This is a genomic window from Micromonospora globbae (assembly GCF_036184225.1).
In the GTDB taxonomy this organism is placed as follows: domain Bacteria; phylum Actinomycetota; class Actinomycetes; order Mycobacteriales; family Micromonosporaceae; genus Micromonospora; species Micromonospora globbae.
Map to the genome: position 1 here is coordinate 5,147,854 of NZ_CP108084.1, position 21,195 is coordinate 5,169,048.

21 protein-coding genes are annotated in these 21,195 nt (G+C 74.2%); 9 read left to right on the forward strand and 12 right to left on the reverse strand.

Annotated features, from left to right (window positions below; translation table 11 throughout):
- Nucleotides 1-149: 149 nt before the first annotated feature.
- Entirely contained in the window at nucleotides 150-2,234 is a 2,085-nt protein-coding gene (locus OG994_RS23205; protein WP_328850964.1) for a SpoIIE family protein phosphatase, read from the forward strand.
- A gap of 33 nt (nucleotides 2,235-2,267) precedes the next feature.
- Here OG994_RS23205 and OG994_RS23210 read toward each other — a convergent pair whose 3' ends face one another.
- Entirely contained in the window at nucleotides 2,268-3,623 is a 1,356-nt protein-coding gene (locus OG994_RS23210; RefSeq protein ID WP_120328084.1) for an FAD-binding oxidoreductase, read from the reverse strand.
- A 118-nt stretch (nucleotides 3,624-3,741) separates the two neighbouring features.
- On the opposite strand from OG994_RS23210, the gene OG994_RS23215 reads away from it, so the two are divergent.
- Entirely contained in the window at nucleotides 3,742-5,838 is a 2,097-nt protein-coding gene (locus OG994_RS23215; protein ID WP_328850965.1) for a S9 family peptidase, read from the forward strand.
- Nucleotides 5,839-5,893: 55 nt separating this feature from the next.
- Here the strand turns inward: OG994_RS23215 and OG994_RS23220 are convergent, their stop codons facing one another.
- Entirely contained in the window at nucleotides 5,894-6,835 is a 942-nt protein-coding gene (locus tag OG994_RS23220; protein ID WP_120328024.1) for a threonine ammonia-lyase, read from the reverse strand.
- A gap of 158 nt (nucleotides 6,836-6,993) precedes the next feature.
- On the opposite strand from OG994_RS23220, the gene OG994_RS23225 reads away from it, so the two are divergent.
- Nucleotides 6,994-7,155 (forward strand): hypothetical protein, encoded by a 162-nt coding sequence (locus tag OG994_RS23225; RefSeq protein ID WP_328850966.1) that lies wholly within the window; start codon nucleotides 6,994-6,996, stop codon nucleotides 7,153-7,155.
- Between the two features lie 37 nt (nucleotides 7,156-7,192).
- Here OG994_RS23225 and OG994_RS23230 read toward each other — a convergent pair whose 3' ends face one another.
- From OG994_RS23230 to OG994_RS23240, 3 genes are all read right to left on the reverse strand, one after another.
- Entirely contained in the window at nucleotides 7,193-9,340 is a 2,148-nt protein-coding gene (locus tag OG994_RS23230; protein ID WP_328850967.1) for a bifunctional polysaccharide deacetylase/glycosyltransferase family 2 protein, read from the reverse strand.
- Nucleotides 9,337-9,759, reverse strand: a complete 423-nt coding sequence (locus tag OG994_RS23235) for a hypothetical protein (RefSeq protein ID WP_120328027.1) — start codon at nucleotides 9,757-9,759, stop codon at nucleotides 9,337-9,339. Before OG994_RS23235 ends, OG994_RS23230 begins: the two co-directional genes overlap by 4 nt.
- Before the next feature lie 153 nt (nucleotides 9,760-9,912).
- The gene (locus tag OG994_RS23240; protein WP_120328028.1) at nucleotides 9,913-10,497 is read right to left on the reverse strand and encodes a TIGR03086 family metal-binding protein; all 585 of its coding nucleotides are present in this window, start codon (nucleotides 10,495-10,497) and stop codon (nucleotides 9,913-9,915) included.
- A 31-nt stretch (nucleotides 10,498-10,528) separates the two neighbouring features.
- On the opposite strand from OG994_RS23240, the gene OG994_RS23245 reads away from it, so the two are divergent.
- Entirely contained in the window at nucleotides 10,529-11,344 is an 816-nt protein-coding gene (locus tag OG994_RS23245; protein WP_120328029.1) for a helix-turn-helix domain-containing protein, read from the forward strand.
- 61 nt (nucleotides 11,345-11,405) lie between these two features.
- Here OG994_RS23245 and OG994_RS23250 read toward each other — a convergent pair whose 3' ends face one another.
- From OG994_RS23250 to OG994_RS23275, 6 genes are read right to left on the reverse strand one after another with little or no spacing between them, the layout of a single operon-like run.
- The gene (locus OG994_RS23250) at nucleotides 11,406-12,941 is read right to left on the reverse strand and encodes a SpoIIE family protein phosphatase (RefSeq protein WP_120328030.1); all 1,536 of its coding nucleotides are present in this window, start codon (nucleotides 12,939-12,941) and stop codon (nucleotides 11,406-11,408) included.
- A gap of 1 nt (nucleotide 12,942) precedes the next feature.
- On the reverse strand, nucleotides 12,943-14,268 hold the full coding sequence (locus OG994_RS23255; RefSeq protein WP_328853771.1) for an ATP-binding protein: 1,326 nt from the start codon (nucleotides 14,266-14,268) through the stop codon (nucleotides 12,943-12,945).
- A 32-nt stretch (nucleotides 14,269-14,300) separates the two neighbouring features.
- Entirely contained in the window at nucleotides 14,301-15,311 is a 1,011-nt protein-coding gene (locus tag OG994_RS23260) for a SpoIIE family protein phosphatase (RefSeq protein ID WP_328850968.1), read from the reverse strand.
- Entirely contained in the window at nucleotides 15,308-15,727 is a 420-nt protein-coding gene (locus OG994_RS23265) for an ATP-binding protein (RefSeq protein WP_120328031.1), read from the reverse strand. The genes OG994_RS23260 and OG994_RS23265 overlap by 4 nt, the downstream gene beginning before the upstream one ends.
- A complete protein-coding gene (locus OG994_RS23270) occupies nucleotides 15,724-16,149 on the reverse strand; it encodes an STAS domain-containing protein (protein ID WP_120328032.1) in 426 nt (141 codons plus the stop codon). The genes OG994_RS23265 and OG994_RS23270 overlap by 4 nt, the downstream gene beginning before the upstream one ends.
- A complete protein-coding gene (locus OG994_RS23275; RefSeq protein WP_328850969.1) occupies nucleotides 16,149-17,006 on the reverse strand; it encodes an STAS domain-containing protein in 858 nt (285 codons plus the stop codon). The genes OG994_RS23270 and OG994_RS23275 overlap by 1 nt, the downstream gene beginning before the upstream one ends.
- Nucleotides 17,007-17,169: 163 nt before the next feature.
- On the opposite strand from OG994_RS23275, the gene OG994_RS23280 reads away from it, so the two are divergent.
- Nucleotides 17,170-17,526 carry an STAS domain-containing protein gene (locus OG994_RS23280; RefSeq protein WP_120328034.1) on the forward strand — a complete coding sequence of 119 codons (357 nt, stop codon included), beginning with the start codon at nucleotides 17,170-17,172 and terminating at the stop codon, nucleotides 17,524-17,526.
- Nucleotides 17,527-17,536: 10 nt separating this feature from the next.
- On the opposite strand, the gene OG994_RS23285 is transcribed toward OG994_RS23280, so the two are convergent.
- Nucleotides 17,537-18,814: a CynX/NimT family MFS transporter gene (locus OG994_RS23285; protein ID WP_120328035.1), complete on the reverse strand. Its 1,278-nt coding sequence runs from the start codon at nucleotides 18,812-18,814 to the stop codon at nucleotides 17,537-17,539.
- A 50-nt stretch (nucleotides 18,815-18,864) separates the two neighbouring features.
- On the opposite strand from OG994_RS23285, the gene OG994_RS23290 reads away from it, so the two are divergent.
- From OG994_RS23290 to OG994_RS23305, 4 genes are all read left to right on the forward strand, one after another.
- A complete protein-coding gene (locus tag OG994_RS23290; protein WP_120328036.1) occupies nucleotides 18,865-19,548 on the forward strand; it encodes a FadR/GntR family transcriptional regulator in 684 nt (227 codons plus the stop codon).
- Nucleotides 19,549-19,588: 40 nt separating this feature from the next.
- A complete protein-coding gene (gene mscL / locus OG994_RS23295; protein WP_328850970.1) occupies nucleotides 19,589-20,059 on the forward strand; it encodes a large conductance mechanosensitive channel protein MscL in 471 nt (156 codons plus the stop codon).
- An 81-nt stretch (nucleotides 20,060-20,140) separates the two neighbouring features.
- Nucleotides 20,141-20,392: a hypothetical protein gene (locus OG994_RS23300; protein ID WP_328850971.1), complete on the forward strand. Its 252-nt coding sequence runs from the start codon at nucleotides 20,141-20,143 to the stop codon at nucleotides 20,390-20,392.
- Between the two features lie 29 nt (nucleotides 20,393-20,421).
- Nucleotides 20,422-20,790 (forward strand): hypothetical protein, encoded by a 369-nt coding sequence (locus OG994_RS23305; RefSeq protein ID WP_328850972.1) that lies wholly within the window; start codon nucleotides 20,422-20,424, stop codon nucleotides 20,788-20,790.
- The last annotated feature ends 405 nt before the right edge of the window (nucleotides 20,791-21,195 follow it).

Consider the following 21,195-nt stretch of genomic DNA (forward strand, 5'->3'; position numbering starts at 1 on the left):
TTGTGCCCGTGGAGCCGCTGGTGCCAGGGCCAGCGCCCACGCGCCACACGCCGGGCGGCCCGGGCCGCCCGGCCAGCACGCCGCGCTTCCCGCCGGTCGTGGCCGGCACCGGTTTGGCAGCCACCGGGCCGGCGGTGGAGGATACGAGGGTGTCGGCGGAGACGAGGCCCGCGGCGGCCGGGGGCCCGGACGGGCACCTCCGGCGCGTCCGCCTGCCGGCCGACCGGCGTACGCCCGCGGCCGCCCGCGCCCTGGTCCGCTCCGTCCTGGCCGAGGCGCACCTGGACGAACTGCTCAACGAGGCACTGCTGCTCACCACCGAGCTCACCACGAACGCCGTGGAGCACGCCGGCACGGACCTGGACATCGAGGTCGTCGCGGACGACGTCGGGCTGACCGTCACGGTCTCCGACTTCGCCTCCGGGCCCGTCGAGGAACTGATCGTCGGCGTCCGCAACGAGGCCCACGAGATCGCCGAGGTCGCCGAGCGGGGTCGCGGCCTGCTGCTCGTCGACCACTTCGCCAGCCGGTGGGGCACCACCTACCTGCCGAGCGGCAAGGGCGTCTGGTTCCGGCTCGACCGGACCGCCGGAGCCGGGACCGCGGAGGAGCCCGCCGTCGGCGCGCTGGCCACGCCGGGCGCCACCGGGGGCGCCGACCCGTCGCCGGAGGCCAGCTCCGCGCCGAGCGCCGCCGCCGTGAGCGAGCTGATGCAGATCGGCCCCGACCCGTACGCGGAGGACCCGCTTCCCGACTTCGCGACGAGCCTGCTCACGCGGGTGGCCGAGATGGTCGGCGCGGCCGGCGGGCTGATCCGGCTCGACCGGGGCGACGGCACGGGGCCGCAGGTGCTCGCCCGCTACGGGCGGCAGCCCCGGGCCGGCAACGAACTGCTCCACGTGCCGCTGACCGTGCACCGCCCGTACACCGGCGAGCTGGAGCTGGACGCCGCGCCGTCGGCGTACGCCCGGCCGCTGGCGGTGCTCGCGGCCGAGCGGCTGTCGCTGCACCTGGAGAACGACCGCCTCCGCCGAGCCGACGTCCGGCGGCAGGCGTGGCTGACCTTCCTCGCCGAGGCGAGCGAACTGCTCGCCCAGTCGCTCGACGTCGAGTTGACCATGGCGCTCGTCCCGCAACTGGTGGTGCCCCGGCTCGGGCAGTGGTGCGCGGTGCACACGACCGACGAGTGGGGACGCCTGTGGTTGGCGGCGGCGACCCACGCCGACGAGTCGGTCCTGCCGCAGCTGCACAAGGTGCTCGCCGAGACCGGCCCGGACTCGATCCAGGCGCGGCTGCGCGAGGCGTCCCGCAGCGCCGCGCAGGTGCCGCTCGGCGGGCCGATGGAGGGTTTCGCCGTCCCCCTGATCGCCCGGGGCCAGCGGCTCGGCACCCTGGCCGTGGGCCGTCACCAGCGGCACCGGCACGACCCGGACGAGCTCGCCGTCCTGGAGGACGTGGCCCGCCGGGCGGCGCTGGCGATCGAGAACGCCCGGATCCACGCCGAGCGTCGCCGGGTCGCCCAGACGCTCCAGCAGTCGCTGCTGCCCCCGGTGCTGCCCGTCGTGGAGGGGATCGGCTTCGCGGCCGAGTACGTCCCGGCCGGCGGCGACGCCGACGTGGGCGGCGACTTCTACGACGTGGTGCCCCTGCCGGACGGGCGGTGGCTCGTGGTGATCGGTGACGTCTCCGGCAAGGGCGTGCAGGCGGCGGCCGTCACCGGGCTGGTCCGCGACGTGATCCGCGTACTGGTCGGCGACGGCAAGCCGCTGCCCGAGGTGCTCGCCCGTCTCAACGAGACGCTCGTCGAGCGCGGCGGTGGGCGGTACTGCACGCTGGCCCTCGCGGCGGTCGGCCCCGGCGACGGCGACCGGCTGGACGTCTCCCTGCACCTGGCCGGGCACGACCGGCCCGTGCTGCTCCGGGGCGCGGGCGGCGGCCGGTTCGTCGGCACCGGCGGCACCGCGCTCGGCCTGCTCGACACGATCAGCACGCCCAGCGCGAACGTCCCCCTCGGTCCGGGCGACGCCCTGGTCTTCTACACCGACGGCGTGACCGAGCGGCGGCGCGGACGGGAACTCTTCGGCACCGAGCGTCTCCGCGAGGCCGCCGTGCCGCTGGCCGGCTACTCGGCCGACGTGGTCGCCGCGAGGCTGCGGGCCACCGCGCTGAACTTCTCGGTCGAGGCGCCCCGCGACGACATCGCGATCCTCGTCCTGCGCAACGACGCCGCCTGACGGCGGCCGGCCGGCAGCCGGGCGGGACGGGGGTCAGCCGCCGCCGGGGAGGCGGCCGGGGGCGAGCCGGTGGTGCGGATCGAGGTGGGCCTTGGCCGCCCGCAACCGGGGCAGGCCGGTCAGCTCACCCCACAGGTCCACGGCCCGGCGGACCGTCGGGGGCGCGGACAGGACCACGCAGCGCCCCTTGCGCGCCAGCAGCACGCCGCGGACGGCGGCCAGGATCGAGGCGACCCGGTCGGCGGGGAGCGACCCGGGCAGCGCGGCGTGCACCACGCCGAGACCGGCGGAACCGCGTACCGGCACGGGCGCGCCGGCCGCGTCGCGCAGCGCGTAGACGGCCGCGTGCAGGTCGGTGATCGGCACCTCGATGCGCAGCGCCGTGTCGCCCGGCGCGAACGGGTACCGCCGCCACCACGGCGGGGGCGAGTGGGTGACGGTCGCCTCGCCGTCCAGGAGGGCGACCAGCCGCTCGGCCCGCTCGGCGGCGTCCGCCGGCCCGCCCTCCAGCAGCACCACGAGGCTGCCGGCCCGCGACGGTACGCGGGCGCGGCCGGCCATCGACGGGTGCCGCGCCCGCGCCGCGGCGGCCGGGTCGTCGGGTCGGATCCTCGGCCGGGGCCGCGCGTCGCCGGGAAGGTCCAGCTCGATGGCGGCCGGGTCGAGCCGCGCCGCGAGGATCGCCCGCACCAGGTCGTGCACCTCCAGCGGCGTCCACACGGGACGGGACACCCACAGCCGGCTGGCCGGCACGGGCTGCACCCGCAGCGTGGCGGAGACCAGGACGCCGAGCGCGCCCTGCGAGCCGCAGAGCAGCCGGGCCAGGTCCAGCCCGGGCACCCCGCCACCGGCGCTGACCAGTTCGCCCTCGGCCGTCAGGTAGCGGAGGCCGACGAGCTGGTCGCAGGGGGCGCCGTGCCGGTGCCGCAGCGGACCGGCCTCGCCCGCGGCGAGCACCCCGCCCACGGTGGCCCCCGGCGAGGGCGCGTCGACGGCGAGCCGCTGCCCCGTGCGCTCCAACGTGGCCTGCACGGCCCGCAGCGGCGTGCCCGCGCCGACCTCGGCCACCGGAGCGCCGACCGGCTGGTGCCCGATGCCGGCCAGCCGGCCGGTGTCGAGCAGGATGTCGACCTGCTCGGGCGCCGCACCCCAATCGATCTTCGTGCCGGCGCCGCGGGGCACCACCGTGAGGTCGTGTCGGGCGGCGAGCCGGAGCACCTCGGCCGCCGCGTGCGGGCTGCCCGGGACGGCCACCCAGCGGGCGGCGCGACCGGCCACCTCGTCGGCGGGCCCGGCGAACCGGGCGAAGGGCGGCCCGCAGATCTCCGTCAGTCGTTGGGTGATGTCGAGGGCGCCGGGTCGATCGGTGGAACTCGCTGCTGCCGCCATGTCGGCCATCGTACACATGTTCGAAAGCGGAGGTGGCGGATTTGCGACCGCGCGCGGAACAGGCGCCTGTGCCGTCCGCATCCGGAACGCACCCCCGACGGGCCGGTAACGTGGCGCCGTGACCACCGAGACTTCCCCGCCCGTCGCCAAGCGGGTGCCCGCCGAGCGCACGCACCACGGCGACACCGTCGTCGACGAGTACGCCTGGCTGGCCACCAAGGACGACCCCGACACGATCGCGTACCTGACGGCCGAGAACGAGTACACCGAGGCGCGTACGGCACACCTGGCGCCGCTGCGCGAGCGGCTGTTCGAGGAGATCCGCCGGCGTACGCAGGAGACCGACCTCTCGGTGCCGACCCGCAAGGGCGGCTACTGGTACTACACGCGCACCGTCGAGGGGCAGCAGTACGGCGTGCACTGCCGCCGCGCGGTCCGCGACGGCGAGACCGAGCCGCCGGTCAGCGCGGACGGCGCCCCGCTCGACGGCGAGGAGGTGCTGCTCGACGGCAACGTGCTGGCCGACGGGCACGACTTCTTCGCCCTCGGCGCGTTCGACGTCAGCCCCGACGGGCGGTGGCTCGCGTACTCCACCGACTTCTCCGGCGACGAGCGGTTCACCCTGCGGGTCAAGGACCTCGCCACCGGGGAACTGCTTCCCGACGAGGTGCCCGGCACCTTCTACGGCACCGCCTGGTCCGCTGACGCGTCGGTGCTCTTCTACGTGACCGTCGACGAGGCGTGGCGGCCGTACCGGGTCTGGCGGCACGTCATCGGCTCCCCCTCCGCCGAGGACGTGGTCGTCCACCAGGAGGACGACGAGCGCTTCTGGGTGGGTGTCGAGCTGACCCGCTCGGAGAAGTTCATCGTCATCGACATCCACAGCAAGATCACCAGCGAGGTGCGGGTGATCCCGGCGGGCAACCCGACCGGGTTACCCGCCGTCGTGGCGCCCCGACGGCAGGGCGTGGAGTACACGGTGGAGCACCACGGCCACCGGTTCCTCATCCTGCACAACGACGGCGCGGAGGACTTCGCGCTGGCGTACACCTCGGCGGACGCGCCCGGCGACTGGGTGCCGTTGATCGAGCACTCGCCCGGCACCCGCCTCGAGGCGGTCGACGCGTTCGAGAACCACCTGGTGGTCTCGCTGCGGACCAACGGGCTGACCGGGCTGCGGGTGCTGCCGATCGGCGGCGGCGACGCGCACGACATCGACTTCCCCGAGCCCCTCTACAGCGTCGGCCTGGACGCCAACCCGGAGTACCGCACCGGGCAGATCCGCCTGCGCTACTCGTCGCTGGTCACCCCGGACTCGGTCTACGACTACGACCTGGTGACCCGCCGGATGGTGCTGCGCAAGCGGAAGCCGGTGCTGCCCGGGCCGGACGGGCGGCCGTACGACCCGGACGACTACGAGATGCAGCGCGACTGGGCGCTCGCCGACGACGGCACCCGCGTACCCATCTCGCTGGTCTTCCGCAGGGGCACGCCCCGCGACGGCTCCACCCCCTGCCTGCTGTACGGCTACGGCTCGTACGAGGCCAGCATGGATCCGTGGTTCTCCGTGGCCCGGCTGTCGCTGCTGGACCGTGGCGTGATCTTCGCGGTCGCGCACATCCGGGGCGGCGGCGAGCTGGGGCGGCGCTGGTACGAGCAGGGCAAGCTGCTGGCCAAGAAGAACACGTTCACCGACTTCGTGGCCTGTGCACGGCACCTCGTGAAGGCCGGCTGGACGTCGAGCGACCGGCTGGTCGCCCGTGGCGCGTCGGCCGGCGGGCTGCTGATGGGCGCCGTGGCGAACCTCGCCCCGGACGCGTTCGCGGGGATCGTCGCGCAGGTGCCGTTCGTGGACGCGCTCACCTCGATCCTCGACCCGTCGCTGCCGCTCACGGTCACCGAGTGGGAGGAGTGGGGCAACCCGCTCGACGACCCGGAGGTGTACGCGTACATGAAGTCGTACACGCCGTACGAGAACGTGGCCGACGTCGACTACCCGGCGATCCTCGCGGTGACCAGCCTCAACGACACCCGCGTGCTCTACCACGAGCCGGCGAAGTGGATCGCCCGGCTGCGGGCCACCGCGCCGCAGGGCGACTACCTGCTCAAGACGGAGATGGGCGCCGGCCACGGCGGCCCGAGCGGCCGGTACGACGCGTGGCGCGAGGAGGCGTTCGTCAACGCCTGGATCCTCGACCGGCTCGGCCGCGCCTGACGTCGTACGGGGAGGGGCCCTCCGGAAGGGCCCCTCCCCGACGCGCCCCGGGTGCTCAGCCCAGCACTCCGGCCAGCACCGCCGGGTCGACGTTGCCGCCCGTCACCACGGCGACGGTCCGCCCGGCCGGCAGGTCGTCGGCGTGGAACAGCCGGGCGGCGGCCGCCACGGCGCCGCTCGGCTCGACCACCAGCCGGGCCTCCCGGACGAGCCGGGCCATGGCCAGGGCGATCTCCTCCTCGGTCACCGTCACGATGCCGTCGAGCCGGTCCCGCAGGTGGGCGAGGGTCAGGTCGGACAGGTGGGTCCGTAGCCCGTCGGCGCTGGTCCGCTGGGTCCGCTCGACGTCCCAGAGCACCACCTCGCCGGCCGCGAGCGACTCGCGGGCGTCGGCGGCGAGCAGCGGCTCGACCCCGATCACGGCGGCGGACGGCCGCAGGGCCTTCACCGCCGTCGCGACCCCGGACGACAGCCCCCCGCCGCCCACGGGGACGAGCACCACGTCCACGTCCGGCAGGTCCTCGACGATCTCCAGACCGATGGTCCCCTGACCGGCGATCACGTGCCGGTCGTCGAAGGGCGGCACGAGCGTGCCGCCCGTCTCCGCCGCGATCCGCTCCGCCTCGGCCAGCCGGCGGGCCGGCGGGACGAGCACGACCTCCGCGCCCCGGGCCCGGATCCGGTCGACCTTGACCGTGGGCGCGCCCTCCGGCACGACCACCCGGCACGCCACGCCGGCGGACCGCGCCGCGTACGCCAGCGCCTGCCCGTGGTTGCCCGACGAGTGGGTGACCACGCCACGGGCGCGGACCGCCGGGTCGATCCGGGCCACGGCGTGGGTCGCCCCGCGCAGCTTGAACGACCCGACGGGTTGCAGGCTCTCCGGCTTCAGCCACAGGGCGTCGTCCCAGGATGCCGGCAGCAGCGGCGTACGCACGACCGTGCCCGCGATGTCCGCGGCGGCGGCCCGGACGTCCTCGATCGAGATCAGCTCCATCGCACCATCCTGCCCCGGGTCACGCCGGCACGCCGCCCCTCATGATCGCGCTCGATCGCGGAACGAGTTCCCTCCCCGACAGGCGGAAGCCACTACTTCCCGGACCAGGCACGATCTTCCCGCCGCGAGCCCCGCCGCAGGCCACCTAGACTGCGCGGGTGACCGAGGAGCCTGCGGCGGGAGAACCGGGCGGTGCGCGGCGCCGTTCGCCGTTGCTGATCGTCGCGGTGCTGGTCGCCGCCCTGATCGTCTGCTGCTGCTCGGCGGTGGTCGGCCTGTTCATCGCCTGGTCCGCCGGCCTGTTCCACCCGCCGGCCTGACCGCGGCCCTGAGAACCACCCGTCGGCGGGCGTGGCCTCAGCCGGACCGGCCGGCGGCGACCAGGGCGGCCGCCTCGCCGGTACGGACCATGCGGTGCCAGCGCAGCCGGTTGCCGATCACGGCGGTGACCACCGACTGCACCACCACGAGGTACATGACCTGGCGGTAGACCACCTGCTGCAACGGCAGCGCCCAGAGCGGCCCGAGGCGTTCCCGGTCCAGCCGCAGCGCGTAGCCGGCGGTCACCGCCTGGAGCAGCAGCAGCCCCACCCAGGCCAGCACGAGCGACGACCAGGGCAGGAAGAGCAGGCCGTAGAGGGCGAAGACGTCGACCGCCGGCGCGGCCAGCGGCAGCAGGATCTGGAACACCGTGAGGTACGGCAGGCCGCGCCGGCCCAGCCTGCCGCCCGCCCCGGGCTCCCGCAGGGCGTGCCGGTGCTTCCACATCGCCTGCATCGTGCCGTAGCACCAGCGGTAGCGCTGCCGCCACAGCTGCCGCAGCGTGGACGGCGCCTCGGTCCAGGCGATGGCCGCCTCCTCGTACACGACCCGCCATCCGGCCCGCAGCACCGCCATGGTGAGGTCGGTGTCCTCCGCCAGGGTGTCACCGGGGACTCCGCTCACGGCGCGCAGCACCTCGCGGCGGAACGCGCCGATCGCGCCGGGGATCGTCGGCATGCACTCCAGGACGTCGTACATGCGCCGGTCGAGGTTGAAGCCGATCACGTACTCCAGGTGCTGCCAGCGGCCGAGCAGCCGCCGGCGGTTCGCCACCTTGGTGTTGCCGGAGATCGCGCCCACGGTCGGGTCGGCGAAGCCCTGCACCAGCCGGTACACGGTGTCCGGCTGGAACACCGTGTCCCCGTCCACCAGCACCAGCAGGTCGGCCCGGGCCGCCCGGATCCCCGTGTTCAGGGCCGCCGGCTTGCCGGCGTTCGCCTGCCGGATGACCCGCACCCCGCGCAGCCGCATCCGCTCGACGATGTCGGCCGTGCCGTCGCTCGACCCGTCGTCGACCACGATGACCTCGAGCGCCGGGTACGCGCTCGCCACCAGCGACCGGACGGTCGCGGCGATGTTGGCCGCCTCGTTGTACGCCGGCACGATCACCGAGACCGGCGCGCGGACCTCGGGCTGGTGCCCGGTACGCCGCCGCACCCGCCGGACGTGCCGCTGGGCGCACACCACCTGGATCGCCAGCCGGGCGACGCCGAGCACCAACGCGATCCCGAGCAGCAGGTTCATCCCGGCCGCGACCCAGCCCGCGCCGAGCTGGGTACCGCGCAGCGCGAGCCCGCTGAGCCGGGTGCCGGTGCCGGCCGGAACCGTCGACTCGGGCGCGCCGATCCCCGCCGACACGGTGGTGAACCGGTAGCCCTGCCGGGTCAGTTCGGGCAGCAGCCGCTCCAGCGCCGCCACCGTCTGGTCGCGGTTCCCGCCCCCGTCGTGCATCAGCACCACGGCGCCGCGGCCGCCGGCCGGGGTGGCGGCCCGCACGATCCGCGCGACTCCGGGGCGCTGCCAGTCCCGGGTGTCCCGGTCGGCGAGCACCGCGACGTGGCCGCTGCCGGCGGCGGCGCGCAGCACGTCGTACTCCGGCCCGTCGAGCGCCGACGGCAGGGACGAGAAGGGCGGCCGCAACAGCGTGGGCTCGCGCCCGGTCGCCCCGGCGACCGCCTTGCGGGTCAGGGACAGTTCCAGGTCCCGCCGCCAGCCCGGCACGGACGCGAGGTCCGCGTGCGTGAACGTGTGCGAGCCGATCTCGTGCCCCTCGGCGAGGATCCGCCGCACCAGGTCGGGATGTTCGTTGACCCGAGCGCCGACCACGAAGAACGTGGCGTGGGCGTGGTGCCGGCGCAGCACGTCGAGCACCCGCGGCGTCCAGCGCGGGTCCGGCCCGTCGTCGAACGTGAGCGCGATCGTCCGGTCCGGCATCGCCCGGGTCACCGGCTCGGGCCGGTCCAGCCGGATCACCGGCCCGCCGGCGACGACGCTCCCCGGCGTGCCCGCCACCGTTCCCGGCGTGGACCCGTCCCCCGCCCCGGCGACCGGCCCGGAGCCACCGCCGAGACCGGTCACGAGGCCGTGCACGGTGAGTGTGGCGAGCAGCAGGGCCAGGCCGAGCAGGAGGAGGAACCAGTGCGCCCGCGGATCCCGGCGGGCGCGGTGTCGCGGGGTCGTCACGTCGGCTTGCCCGGCGACCTGCTCGGCCTCGGCGTCGGACGCCGCTCGTCGCCCTGCCCCGGGTGGTCCGAGCGGGCGGGCCGCGCGGAGCGGGTGAGCGCCGGGACCGGCGACCGGTCCGCGGTCGACGGCGGCGTCGTGGTGGGCGTCCCGGTGCGGGCGTCCGGGGACGGGACGGTGGAGGGGGAGTGACCGAACCCGTCCCGACCGTCGACGCCCGCCTCGACGGGCTGCGCCGGCCGGGAGTCCGGCCAGCCGGGCACCGGCACGGGGGCCTCGAAGAGGAGGCCGGCAAGGATCAGCGCGATGCTGGTGAGCAGGCCGAGACCCATGACGGTGCCACCGATCACCGCCAGTCGGCGTCGGCGACCGGTGCGGTCGACGAACACCGGCGGTACGGCGCTCGGCTGGTCGTGCATCTGTATCGCTCCAAGGCTGCTGCCGTCGAGGCCCGTCCGGACCTCGGTGGGACCCGACCGTCCGGGCCTCCACGGCTCACAGCGCTGCCCGCGCGGGGGGCGTTACAGCGGTGACGGAGCGCGGGGTGGCGGGCTCACCCCGTCACCGGGGCATCAGACGGCCGTACCCGCCGAACCGGCCCAGGCCGGGTCGCGGCCGGTGAGAGCGAGCAGGCGGTCGAGGTCGGGCATGCCGTCGGCGGCCGGCACCGGGTCGGCGAACACGCCCATCTTCCGGCCGGTAGGGGCGAGGTTCTCGGTGAGGTCGTGCAGCACGGGAACGGCCTCGGGCGCCGCCGCGTACGGCTGCCCCGTGGCGACGGCGAGGTCCCACGCGTGGACGGTGAGGTCCAGCAGCACCATGCCGCCCACCGTGGTCTGCGGCATGCCCATCCCCGGTGACATGCCCTCCAGGCTGGCCGGGTCGGACCAGGCGGTGATCAGCTTGCCGGTCTCCACCTCGAACCGGTCGCGCCAGCCGTCGGTGAGGAAGTCCGGCTTCTCCGCCCACTCCACCGGCCGCTTCGCGGCCAGGTCCTGGAAGTTGACCACCACCTCGTAGAGGTGGTTGAGCAGATCCCGTACGGAGTAGTCGCGGCACGGCGTCGGCAGGTGCAGCTGGTCGTCGGCGATGCCCCGCACCACCGCGACCGTCCGTGGCGCCGCCGCCGCCAGCAGATCGCTAGTCTGGGTTGCCATAGGCCCAGCTTATGAGGGTGGTCTTGAAGAAATGCGACAGCGGCCGCGGGGCGACAGCCGGGGCATCCTGGCACCTGGCCGGCTGCTGCGACAGGTCCGCTTCCGCCGCCACCTGCCCGCGCCCGCGCTGCGCCCGTGGGTCGAGCACTACTGGTTCGTCGACTGGGACCTCGCCGAGCCGTTCGCGCAGCAGGTCGTACCCCATCCGGCCGTCAACGTGGTCTTCCGCCGCGACGGCGACGGCCCGGAGACGGCCGAGGTGGCCGGCGTCGGGCGGGAACTCTTCTCGATCACGCTGGTCGGCAGCGGGCGGGTCAGCGGTGTGCAGTTCCGCCCGGGCGGCTTCCGCCCGTTCTGGCCCGGGCCGGTCGCCGAGCTGACCGGCCTGCGCCGGTCGTTCGCCGACCTCGCCGGGCGCTGGCCGCCGGCGCGCGACCACACCGGCGGCGCCTGCGACGGTACGGACGCCGAGCGCTGCCACGTCCTGGACACCCTGCTCACCGGCTGGGCGCCCGCGTCGGACCCGGTGACCGACGAGGTGATCCGGCTGGTGGAGGAGATCCGCACGGACCGCACGGTGCTGCGGGTGGACGCCTTCGCCCGCCGCCACGGGCTGTCCACCCGGCGGTTGCAGCGCCTCTTCCTGGACCGGGTTGGCGTCGGTCCCAAGTGGGTGATCCGTCGCTACCGGATCCAGGAGGCCATCGAGCAGGCCGCCGACGGGCCGCCACCGGACTGGGCGCGGCTCGCCGCCGACCTCGGCTACAGCGACCAGGCGCACCTGATCCGCGAGTTCACCGCCGTCACGGGGACGTCGCCCGCCGCGTACGCCCGCTCCGTCGGCTGACGCCGCCAGGCTGTCGCGGGCCCGCGCCGGCGCCGCGCGGGCAGGGGCGGCGCTGGCCCGGCTACCTGCGCCGCAGGGCCACCACCGCCACGTCGTCGTTGATCTCGTTCGGGGCGAGTTCGACGAGCAGCCGCTCGCAGAAGCGGTCCAGGTCGTCGTCGACCTGCGTCGCGGCGCCCGCCAACGCGGACAGCCCCTCGTCGATGGTGGCGTCCCGCCGCTCGATGAGGCCGTCGGTGTAGAGGACCAGCGTCGCGCCGACCGGCAGCACGAACTCCAGATCCTCCGGCCGACGGGCCCGGACGCCGAGCAGCGGCGCCGAGTGCTCGACGAACTCGACCTTGCCGTCGACACTGAGCACCGGCGGCAGGTGACCGGCGCTCGCCAGCCGGACCCGGCCGGTGGACGGCTCCAGGAGCAGCACGCAGAGCGTCGCCGACTCGTTCGGCAGCAGCGTCCGCATCAGCTCGTTGACCCGGTGCACGATCGTCCCCGGCTGGTGCCCCTCGACGGCGTACGCGCGGACGGCGTGGCGCAGCTCGGCCATCACCGTCGCCGCGTGCAGCGAGTGCCCCGCCACGTCCCCGACGGCCAGCAGCAGGTGCCCGTCCAGCATCACCAGTTCGTAGAAGTCGCCACCCACCTCGGTCCGGGCGCTGGCCGGCTCGTAGCGCACGGCGAGGTCCAGGCCGTTGACCTCGGGGATCCGGCGCGGCAGCAGGCTGCGCTGGAGGGTGACGGCGATCCGGTGCTCCTCGTCGAAGGAGCGCTGCGCCTCCACGGCGGCCGTCACGTTCTGCGCCAACTGCACGAGCACCGGCGTCCGGGCGGTCTGCGTGCTGGTGGGCACCACGACGTAGAGCGGAGGGCGGTCGTCGCGCAGGCGGGCCGCGGCCACCGTGAGCGTGTCGCCGGCCGGCCAGTCCAGCAGCGCCCATTCGGCCGGGTCGGTGACCCGGACCGTCGCGCCGATCGGCACGTCCCTGTCGTCGACGGTCCACGGCACGATGACGGTGCCGGCGTCGGTGCCGGTGGCGACGGCGGCGAGGCAGTCTCCGTCGGACGATTCCGCCACCACCACCGCCGGGCTCTTGAAGATCCGCGCCGCGCCGGCCGCCGCCGCTTCGAGCAGCCGGGTGAACGTCGATGCGGTGTGCACCGCCACCGTGGTGTCGGCGAGCGCGAGGAGCCGTTCGACGAGGAACTCCGCCCGCTGCCGCGCCTGGTAGTAGCGGAGCACCGCGTGCGCGGTGGCCACCAGTTCGTCCGGCTCGATCGGCTCGGTCAGGTAGGCGTCCGCGCCCCGGGTCAACCCCTGGGCCCGGTCCACCACGTCCACCGCGTGCGCCGACACGTGGATCACCGGCACGGCCGGGTAGGCGTCCTTGATCCGCTCGCAGACGTCGAAGCCGCTCACGTCGGGCAGCCGGACGTCGAGCACCACGAGGTCGACGTCCCCGCTCTCGACCCGGGCCAGGGCCTCCGCGCCGTTCTCCGCCTCGATCACCCCGAACCCGGCCCGGGTGAGCCAGTTGACGAGCAGGTACCGCTTGGCGCTGTTGTCGTCGACCACCAGCACGGTCGGGTGGGTGGCCACCTCAGGCTCCGCTCGCCGGTAGAGCGACGGTGAACGTGCTGCCCCGCCCCGGCTCGCTGTCGAGGTGCAGGGTGCCGCCGAGCAGGGTGACCAGGCGCCGCGCGTACGGCAGGCCGAGGCCGGTGCCGTACGCCCGGGTGGTGCCGGGCACCTGGTAGAACTCCTCGAAGATCCGATCGTGGAGGTCGGGGGCGATGCCGGGGCCCGTGTCGGTGACGGTGAGTTCCCAGCCCTCGTCCCGCCGGCTCGCCCGGAGCCGTACCTCGCCCCGCTCGGTGAACTTCAACCCGTTGTGCAGCAGGTTGCGCAGCACCTGGGCGAGCAGCACCTCGTCGGTACGCAGGACGGCGGGGCTCGGCGGCTCCTCCACGACCAGTTCCACCTCGGGTCGGGTGGCGAGGGCGCGAAGGGTGCCGCGCAGCTGCCCGAACACCGGCCGGAGGTCCACGTCTGCCCAGGTCGGCTCGATCCGTCCCGACTCCGCCTTGGCGAGGTCGAGCAGTTCGTTGACCAGGTTCAGCAGGTCGGCGGCCGAGGAGCGGATCAACCCCACCTGCCGGGCCTGCTCCTCGGTGAGCGGGTCGGAGGCGGAGTCGGCGAGCAGCCGGCCGAGCCCGATGATCGCCGTGACGGGCGCCCGCAGCTCGTGGCTGACGTTGGCCAGGAACCGGCTCTTGGACTCGCTCGCCGCCCGGAGCTGGGCCGACTTCTCGTCCAGCTCGGCGTAGAGCGCCACCACGCCGCGGTTCGTCTCCTCCAGCTCCTCGGAGAGCTGGTTGTAGAGCGCCATCACACCGCGGTTGGTCTCCTCCAGCTCGGTGTTGAGCACCGCCAGTTCGTCCCGCTGGCTGCGTACCTCGTCGAGCGCCGCGATCAGCTGCTGGTTCTGCGCCGTCAACTCGTCCAGGGCGCTGCCCGGCACGCTGCGGCCGAGCTCCGTACGAAGCTCGGCGAGCCGTTCCGGGGTCAGCGCCTGAGCGGTGACCGGCACGCGTCGGGACATCCTCACGACGGTATCCCGGCCGAGCCCGACGACGCCCAGGCTGTCCACGAGACGCGCCACCGCTCCGGACTGCGGCACGTACCGGCCGTCGGGCAGCGGGCCGACCGGGACGAGGTCCACGCGCAGGTGCCACCGGCCGTCGGGGCGTGGCTCGGCGTAGAAGATCACATCGGCGCCGCCGACGGCGCGCAGCAGGTCCCGGGCCACCTCGCTGAGCGCGGTCGCCATCCGGACCTGGTCCTGGTGCTCCAGTCCCACGGCCGCGGCGACCTCGCGGCCCCGCTGCCGGACCACGAAGATGTCCTGCTCGACCCGCAGCACCATCTGGAGCAGCGGCGGGCGGTCGGACGGGAACGTCACTCCCCGGCCCTCGCCACCAGCACGCAGGCGTCGTCGCGGCGGGTGCCGGCGTCCCGCAGCACGGTCGCCGCCACGACGAGCGGGGAGCGCGCGGCGAGCCCCGGGTAGTCGTCGAGCTGCCACCGGTCCACCACACCGTCACTGTGCATGACGAGCAGGTCCTGCGGTTCGAGGCCGTACTCGTACTCGCGTACGGTCGGGCGCTGGTGCCCGGCGATGCCGGGCAGCGAGACCAGCCCGCGGCGCCGGCCGCCCGCCACCACCTGCGCCGTGATGTTGCCCAGGCCGGCGTAGCGCAGCACGCCGGCCGGCGGGTCCAGCTCCGCCACGCCCACGGCGGCGCCGCGGGTGTGCGACATCGCCCGGTGCAGGTACTCGACCACCACGGCCGGCGGCGCGGCCGGCGCGGCGTGGAAGGCGGCGATCGCCGCGTCGCTGGCCGCGGAAGCCAGCGGGCCGTGTCCCAGGCCGTCGCAGACCAGCACCTGGCGGCGCCCGTCGGCCACCCGGACGGCGTACCCGTCACCGCTGACCGCCTCGCCGCTGAGCGGCCGGGTCAGCGCGCCCACCCACGGTGTGCCGTTCGCGTCCGACGGCCAGACCTGGACGGCCAGGACGGTGCCCCGGCCGGGCAGCGAGTAGCCGTCGAACCAGCTGGCCTGGCGCACGATCGCGCCGAGGCCGATACCGAGGGTGCCGGCCGTGGAGTGCCCGTCCCGGGAGGAGAGACCGAGGTCCGCCATGCCCGGCCCGGCGTCGATGGCGACGAGCTCCACGCCGGCCTCACGCTCGCCGCGGACCGGGCGCAGCAGCAGGACGCCGTCCTCGGCGTGCTTGGCCAGGTTGCTGCTCAGCTCGGCGGCCACGATGGCCAGGTCCGCGGTGCGCGCGTCGCCCAGCTCCAGTTGCTGGCCGAGCCGCTCGACGGCCCGCCGTACGACGCTGCCCGTGCTCCCGGCCTCCAGCCGGAACCAGATTCCGCGGTCGGTGACCGCGTCCTCCCTCATCGGGCCCACTTGACGACGGTCACGCGGGTGCCACGGTCGGCTCCGGTGTCGATGGCGAACTCGTCGACGAGCCGTCGTGCGCCGCTGAGCCCGAGGCCGAGGCCGCTGCCGGTGGTGTAGCCGTCGGTGAACGCCAGTTCGAGGTCGGCGATCCCCGGACCGGAGTCGGCGAAGACGATCCGCACCCCGCGGCGCAGCCCGTTGTCCACGGTCGCCACCTCGACGCTGCCGCCACCGCCGTAGACGAGGGTGTTGCGGGCCAGCTCGCTGGCCGCCGTGACCACCTTGGTCTGGTCGACCAGCGACAGCTTCGCGGCCACCGCCGCCGTACGCACCAGCTGCCGGACACGCACCACGTCCTCATCGCTCCGGATCGCCTGCACCTGCGGCTGACCCAGGTCGATGCCCGCGGTCACGGCGACGCCGTCGTCTCGACGTCCGTGTCGCCCGCGTCGTCGACCCCGTCGGAGTGCCCGAGGTCGTCCGCACGCGCGGCCGCGATCAGCTCCATGCCCCGCTCGACGTTCAGGGCCGTCCGGATGCCGTTGAGCGACAGGCCCAGCTCGACCAGGGTGATGGCCACCGCGGGGCGCATCCCGACCACGACGGTCTCGGCGTCGAGCACCTTCGAGATCGACGCGATGGTGGAGAGCATCCGCCCGACGAAGGAGTCGACGATGTCCAGCGCCGTGATGTCGATGATCACGCCGTGGCTGCCGGTCGCCACGATCCGCTCGGCCAGGTCCTCCTGGAGTTGCAGGGCGGTCTGGTCGGACATGTCGACCTGGATGGAGACCAGCAGGATGTCGCCGATCTTGAGGATCGGCACCCGCTCCATCAGGACTCCCGGCGCGGCCGGCGCGCGGTCTCGACGCCGGTGAGGCGCAGGACGTGCCGGAGGGCGTCGGCGAGGCTGGCCTTGGTGGCGATGTCGCCGAACTCGATGCCGAGCGCCACGATCGTCTGCGCGATCTGCGGCCGGATGCCGGAGATGATGCAGTCGGCGCCCATGAGCCGGGCCGCCACGACGGTCTTCAGGATGTGCTGGGCCACCTGGGTGTCGACGGCCGGGACACCGGTGATGTCGATGATCGCGTACGGCGAGCTGGTGTCGACCAGCGTCTGCAACAGCCGTTCCATGACCACCTGGGCCCGCGCCGAATCGAGCGTGCCGACGAGCGGCACGGCCACGACGCCCTCCCAGAGCTTGACCACCGGGGTGGAGAGTTCGAGCAACTGCTCGGCCTGGTCGGCGATCAGGCTCTCCCTGGTCCGGACGTAGCTCTCGAAGGTGAACAGGCCCATCTGGTCGATCAGGCCGGAGAACGCGACGTAGTCGCGCAGGGTCCCCTCGCCGCCGCGGGCCTCGAGCACCGCCAGCAGCACGTCCTTCAGCGCGAAGACGCTGATGGCCGTCTCGGTGGCCGAGAAGCCCTGCCGGGCCCGGTCCCGCGACAACTCGCCGAGGACCGCGCGCAGCTCGGCGGCGTGCTCGGCGTCGAGGTCCAGGGGTCCCTGCTCCCCCACCGTGAGCAGGGCCCGGTGCAGCTCCTCGATCTGGCGCCGCAGTTCGGCCTGACTGAGGCGGCCCCGCAGCGACCCCGCCACGGCCTCGGTCCAACGCTGCGTGACCTTCTCAGCGCCGTCCGTCAGCACGGCCGCGAACCGGCCGCTCTCCTCGGCGTTCAACGCCATGACGAACCCCCCTCGATCAGGACCGGCCGGACTCTATCACCGCAGCCCACGAACTAGTTGCTGGAGGGCAACGGAATGACGGCGGCCACGCGACGGGTGCTCCCGTTCTGCGTACGACCCGATTCGTGGGATACCGTTCCACCGATAACAGGAGGTCTGGCGAATGTCCTTGACGGTGCACACGGAACAGCGCGGCGACGTGGTCGTCGTGTCGGTCGCGGGCGAGCTGGACATGGCGACCGCACCCCAGCTGCAGGACCAGATCACCGACCTGCTCGACAAGGGCCGCAACCGCCTGGTCTTCGACCTCGCGGAGGTCTCCTTCTGCGACTCGACCGGGCTGTCGGTGTTCGTACGGGCCAAGAACAGCTGCGACGAGGCGGGCGGTGTGGTCCGGCTGGCCGCGCCGCAACGCGGGGTGCTGCGCATCCTCGAGGTCAGTGGCCTCGTCGAGGTGCTCCAGACGTACCCGACGGTCGAGCAGGCCGTCGCGGGCGACCCGACGCCGGCCTCCTCCTGAGCGTCCGCTCTCACGCCTCGTCCTCGATGTGCCGGGGACGGGCGATCACCATGCCCGCGCCGGTCTGCACCGCGAGCGCGACCAGCAGCAGGCCGATGGGCGCGGTCCACCCACCGGTCCGCTCGTAGAGCACGCCCACCAGCAGCGGACCCAGCGCCGCGATGAGGTAGCCGGTGCTCTGCGCGAACGCGGAGAGCGCCACCGTCCCGTCCGCGGTCCGGGCGCGCAGCCCGATGGCGGTCAGGATCAGCGGGAACGCCCCCTGGCCGAGCGCCAGCAGGCCCACCCAGAGCAGCGCGGCGTCGTGCGGCGCCACCGCCAGCCCGACGTACGACACGGTCGACGCCGCCGTGAGCCCGAACACCAGCGGGTGCAGCGTCCGCAGGCGGCCGGCCACGGTCGGCATCAGCAGCGCGATGGGCACGCCGAGCGCGGTCACCCCGGCCAGCAGCAGCCCGGCCTGCTCCGGCTGGAAACCCGCGTCCCGGAAGAGCTGGGCCAGCCAGCCCATGATCGCGTACCCGCTGAGCGACTGCGCGCCGAAGTAGACCGCCATCGCCCAGCCGAGCCGGGTCCGGGCCGGCCGGATCCGGGACACGGCCGTCGCGGTCGTCCGCCGCGGGACCGACCGGGCGCGCAGCGCCAGCGGCACCCACGGGAGTACGGCCAGCGCCGCCAGCCCGGCCCAGACGCCCAGGCCGGCGCGCCAGGAACCGAACGCGTGCGCGATCGGCACCGCGGAGGCCGCGGCCACCGTCGTGCCCGCGGTCAACGTCATGGTGTACGCCCCGGTGACGAGCCCGGTGCGGTGCGGGAAGTGCTGCTTGACCAGCATCGGCAGCAGGATGTTGGCGACCGCGATGCCGGCGAGCGCCAGCGCGCTGGTGAGCAGGAAGACCAGCGCCGAGTCGGTGACCGCCCGGAGCACCTGGCCGACGACGAGGGCCGCCATCCCGACCACCAGCACCCGGGCCGGCGCCACCCGGCGGACCAACCACGGGGTGAGCGCCCCGAGACCGGCGAACGCGATGGTCGGCAGGGTCGTGGCGATGCCCGCCATCGTGCCGGTGAGGCCCAGCCCGTCGCGCACCTCGTCGAGCAGGGCCCCGAGGCTCGTCACGGCGGCGCGCAGGTTGACGGCGACGAGCAGCATGCCGGCGAGCACCAGCGCGCCACCGGTCGCGGGGTGCGCCCTGCGTCCCGTGCCCGACGCCACCGCGCCCGGCACGGGGGGCGCCTCGGCGGCGACGGAGGAGCCGGCGGACGCGGGTGGGGGCGGCGGTGTCATGCTGTTGAACCTACAATCATGGGATGAATTTCGGGCCGGTGATGTAACCAGTGCCACCCTCGGTCGATTCCCCGTCGGTGCCGCCGCGCGGCCACCGCGTACGCCAGACGATCGCCCAGCTCCGGGAGCGGATCCTCGCCGGCGAGTGGCCGGTGGGCGGGCGCATCCCGACCGAGCCGCAACTGGTGGCGGCGCTGGGGGTCGGACGGAACACGGTCCGCGAGGCGGTCCGGGCGCTCCAGCACGCGGGCGTCCTGGAGTGCCGGCAGGGCTCTGGGACGTACGTGGTGTCGACCGACGAGCTGGCCCCCGTGGTGGCCCGCCGGGTCGGCGACCACCGGACGGCCGAGGTGATCGAGGTACGCCGGGCCTTCGAGGTGGAGGCGGCCCGGCTCGCGGCGCTGCGGCGTACGCCCGAGGACCTGGCGGCCCTCGACGGCGCGCTCGCCGCCCGCGAGGCGGCCTGGCACGGCGGCCGGGTCGACGAGTTCGTGGAGGCCGACGCCGCCCTGCACACGGCGGTGGTGGCCGCCGCGCACAACGCCATGCTGGCCGAGCTGTACGCCTCGGTCGGCACCGCGCTGCGCAGCAGCCTCACCCAGGCGATGAGTGAGTCGCTGACACCGGAGCGCTACGTGGACCACTCACGGCTGGTGGCGGCCATCCGCGCCGGCGACCCGGAGTGGGCGGCCCGCGAGGCCGGGTCTTTTCTGGAGCCGACGCCCAGGGCATAGGTTGTCCCGGATCGAGAAACCGGACAGCACGGGAGTGCGGATGCTCAAGGGCTTCAAAGACTTCATCATGCGCGGGAACGTCGTCGACCTGGCGGTCGGTGTCGTCATCGGCGCCGCGTTCACGGGCGTGGTCACCCAGCTCACCAAGTCGTTCCTCGACCCGCTGATCCGGGTCATCGTGCTGGTCGTCACCGGCAGTGACAAGGGCCTCTCCGGCACCGCCCCGAAGTTCCGGGGCATCGAGTTCGACTGGATCGCCTTCGTCAACGCGGTGATCACCTTTCTGCTCACCGCGGCGGCGCTGTACTTCCTCGTGGTCTTCCCGATGAACAAGCTCGCCGAGCGGCGGCGCCGGGGCGAGGAGCCGCCGCCCTCCGCCCCGAGCGAGGAGATCAAGCTGCTCACCGAGATCCGGGACGCGCTCGTGGCGGCGGGTCACCGCACGCCGGCGCAGCAGCGCGGCGCCCTCGACGACGTGCTCGGCCGGAACGAACCGCCCACCGGGCGCTGAATCCGGCACCGGCACACCGACCCCTGCGGGAATCCCGCAGGGGCCGCACATTCTCGTACGTGTGTTCGATAGAGTCCGCGCATGGAGCAGCGGAAGCACTGGTGGAACGGGAAATGGGGGCGGCTGGCACGGCGGGACGTCTTCCTCCGTGTCGACGGCGACCGGTGGCACGTCGAGCAGCGGGCCGGCGGCGCGGAGGGGGTCTCCCGTTTCTACGAGTACGACAGTGCCGACGAGGCCGAGGAGACGGTCCGGGCGTTGCTCGAAGGGCCGGACACCTGGCGGGAGCTGTCGCCCCGCCCGCCGAGCGGCTGGAGACCGCCCAGCGTTTAGCGGCGCACCGCCCCGGGAACCGCGACGGAATGAGGCAGCAGGGCGACCAGCAGACCATCTCCCGGATCACCACGGGCATGCCGGTGATCGACGCCGACGGCATCGAGGTCGGCACGGTGGATCTCGTCCAGCGGGGCGACCCGAACGCGGTGACCGTGCAGGCCCCGAGCGCCGACCCGGGCAGCAGCCTGGACGAGCTGATCGAGTCGACGGCCGTCGAGGAGCCGGACGTACCGGCCGACCTGGCGGCCCGCCTCCTGCACGGCGGCTACCTGAAGGTCACCACCGAACTCGCCGCCACCGGAGCGGTCTACGTGCCGGCCGACTGGGTCGCCGCCGTGGACGACGGCCGGGTCCGGTTGGAGGTACCGGTCGGCGACCTCCCCGCCGAGGAGTGAGTACCGGCTTCCTCCGCCCGTCCGTTTCCGGGGTCGGCCCCCGCGTCGACAGCGGGGGCCGACAGTGTCGTCAGGGGGCTGTCGAGCTGCCCCGGATATGGGGCACGGCGGGCGGCCACCCGCAGCGGGGCGGTTGAACAGCACGCGGCAGCGCAGGGAGAGCACCATCTCTCATCCAGCAGCGGCAGCGCAGGGAGAGCACCATCTCTCATCCAGCAGCGGCAGCGCAGGGAGAGCACCATCCCTCAGCCAGCAGCGGCAGCGCAGGGAGAGCACCATCTCTCATCCAGCAGCGGCAGCGCAGGGAGAGCACCATCTCTTATCCAGCACGCCCCAGATATGGAGCAGCTCGCCCTTATCCAGCACGCCCCAGATATGGGGCAGCTCGACAGCGCCCCGGCAGGG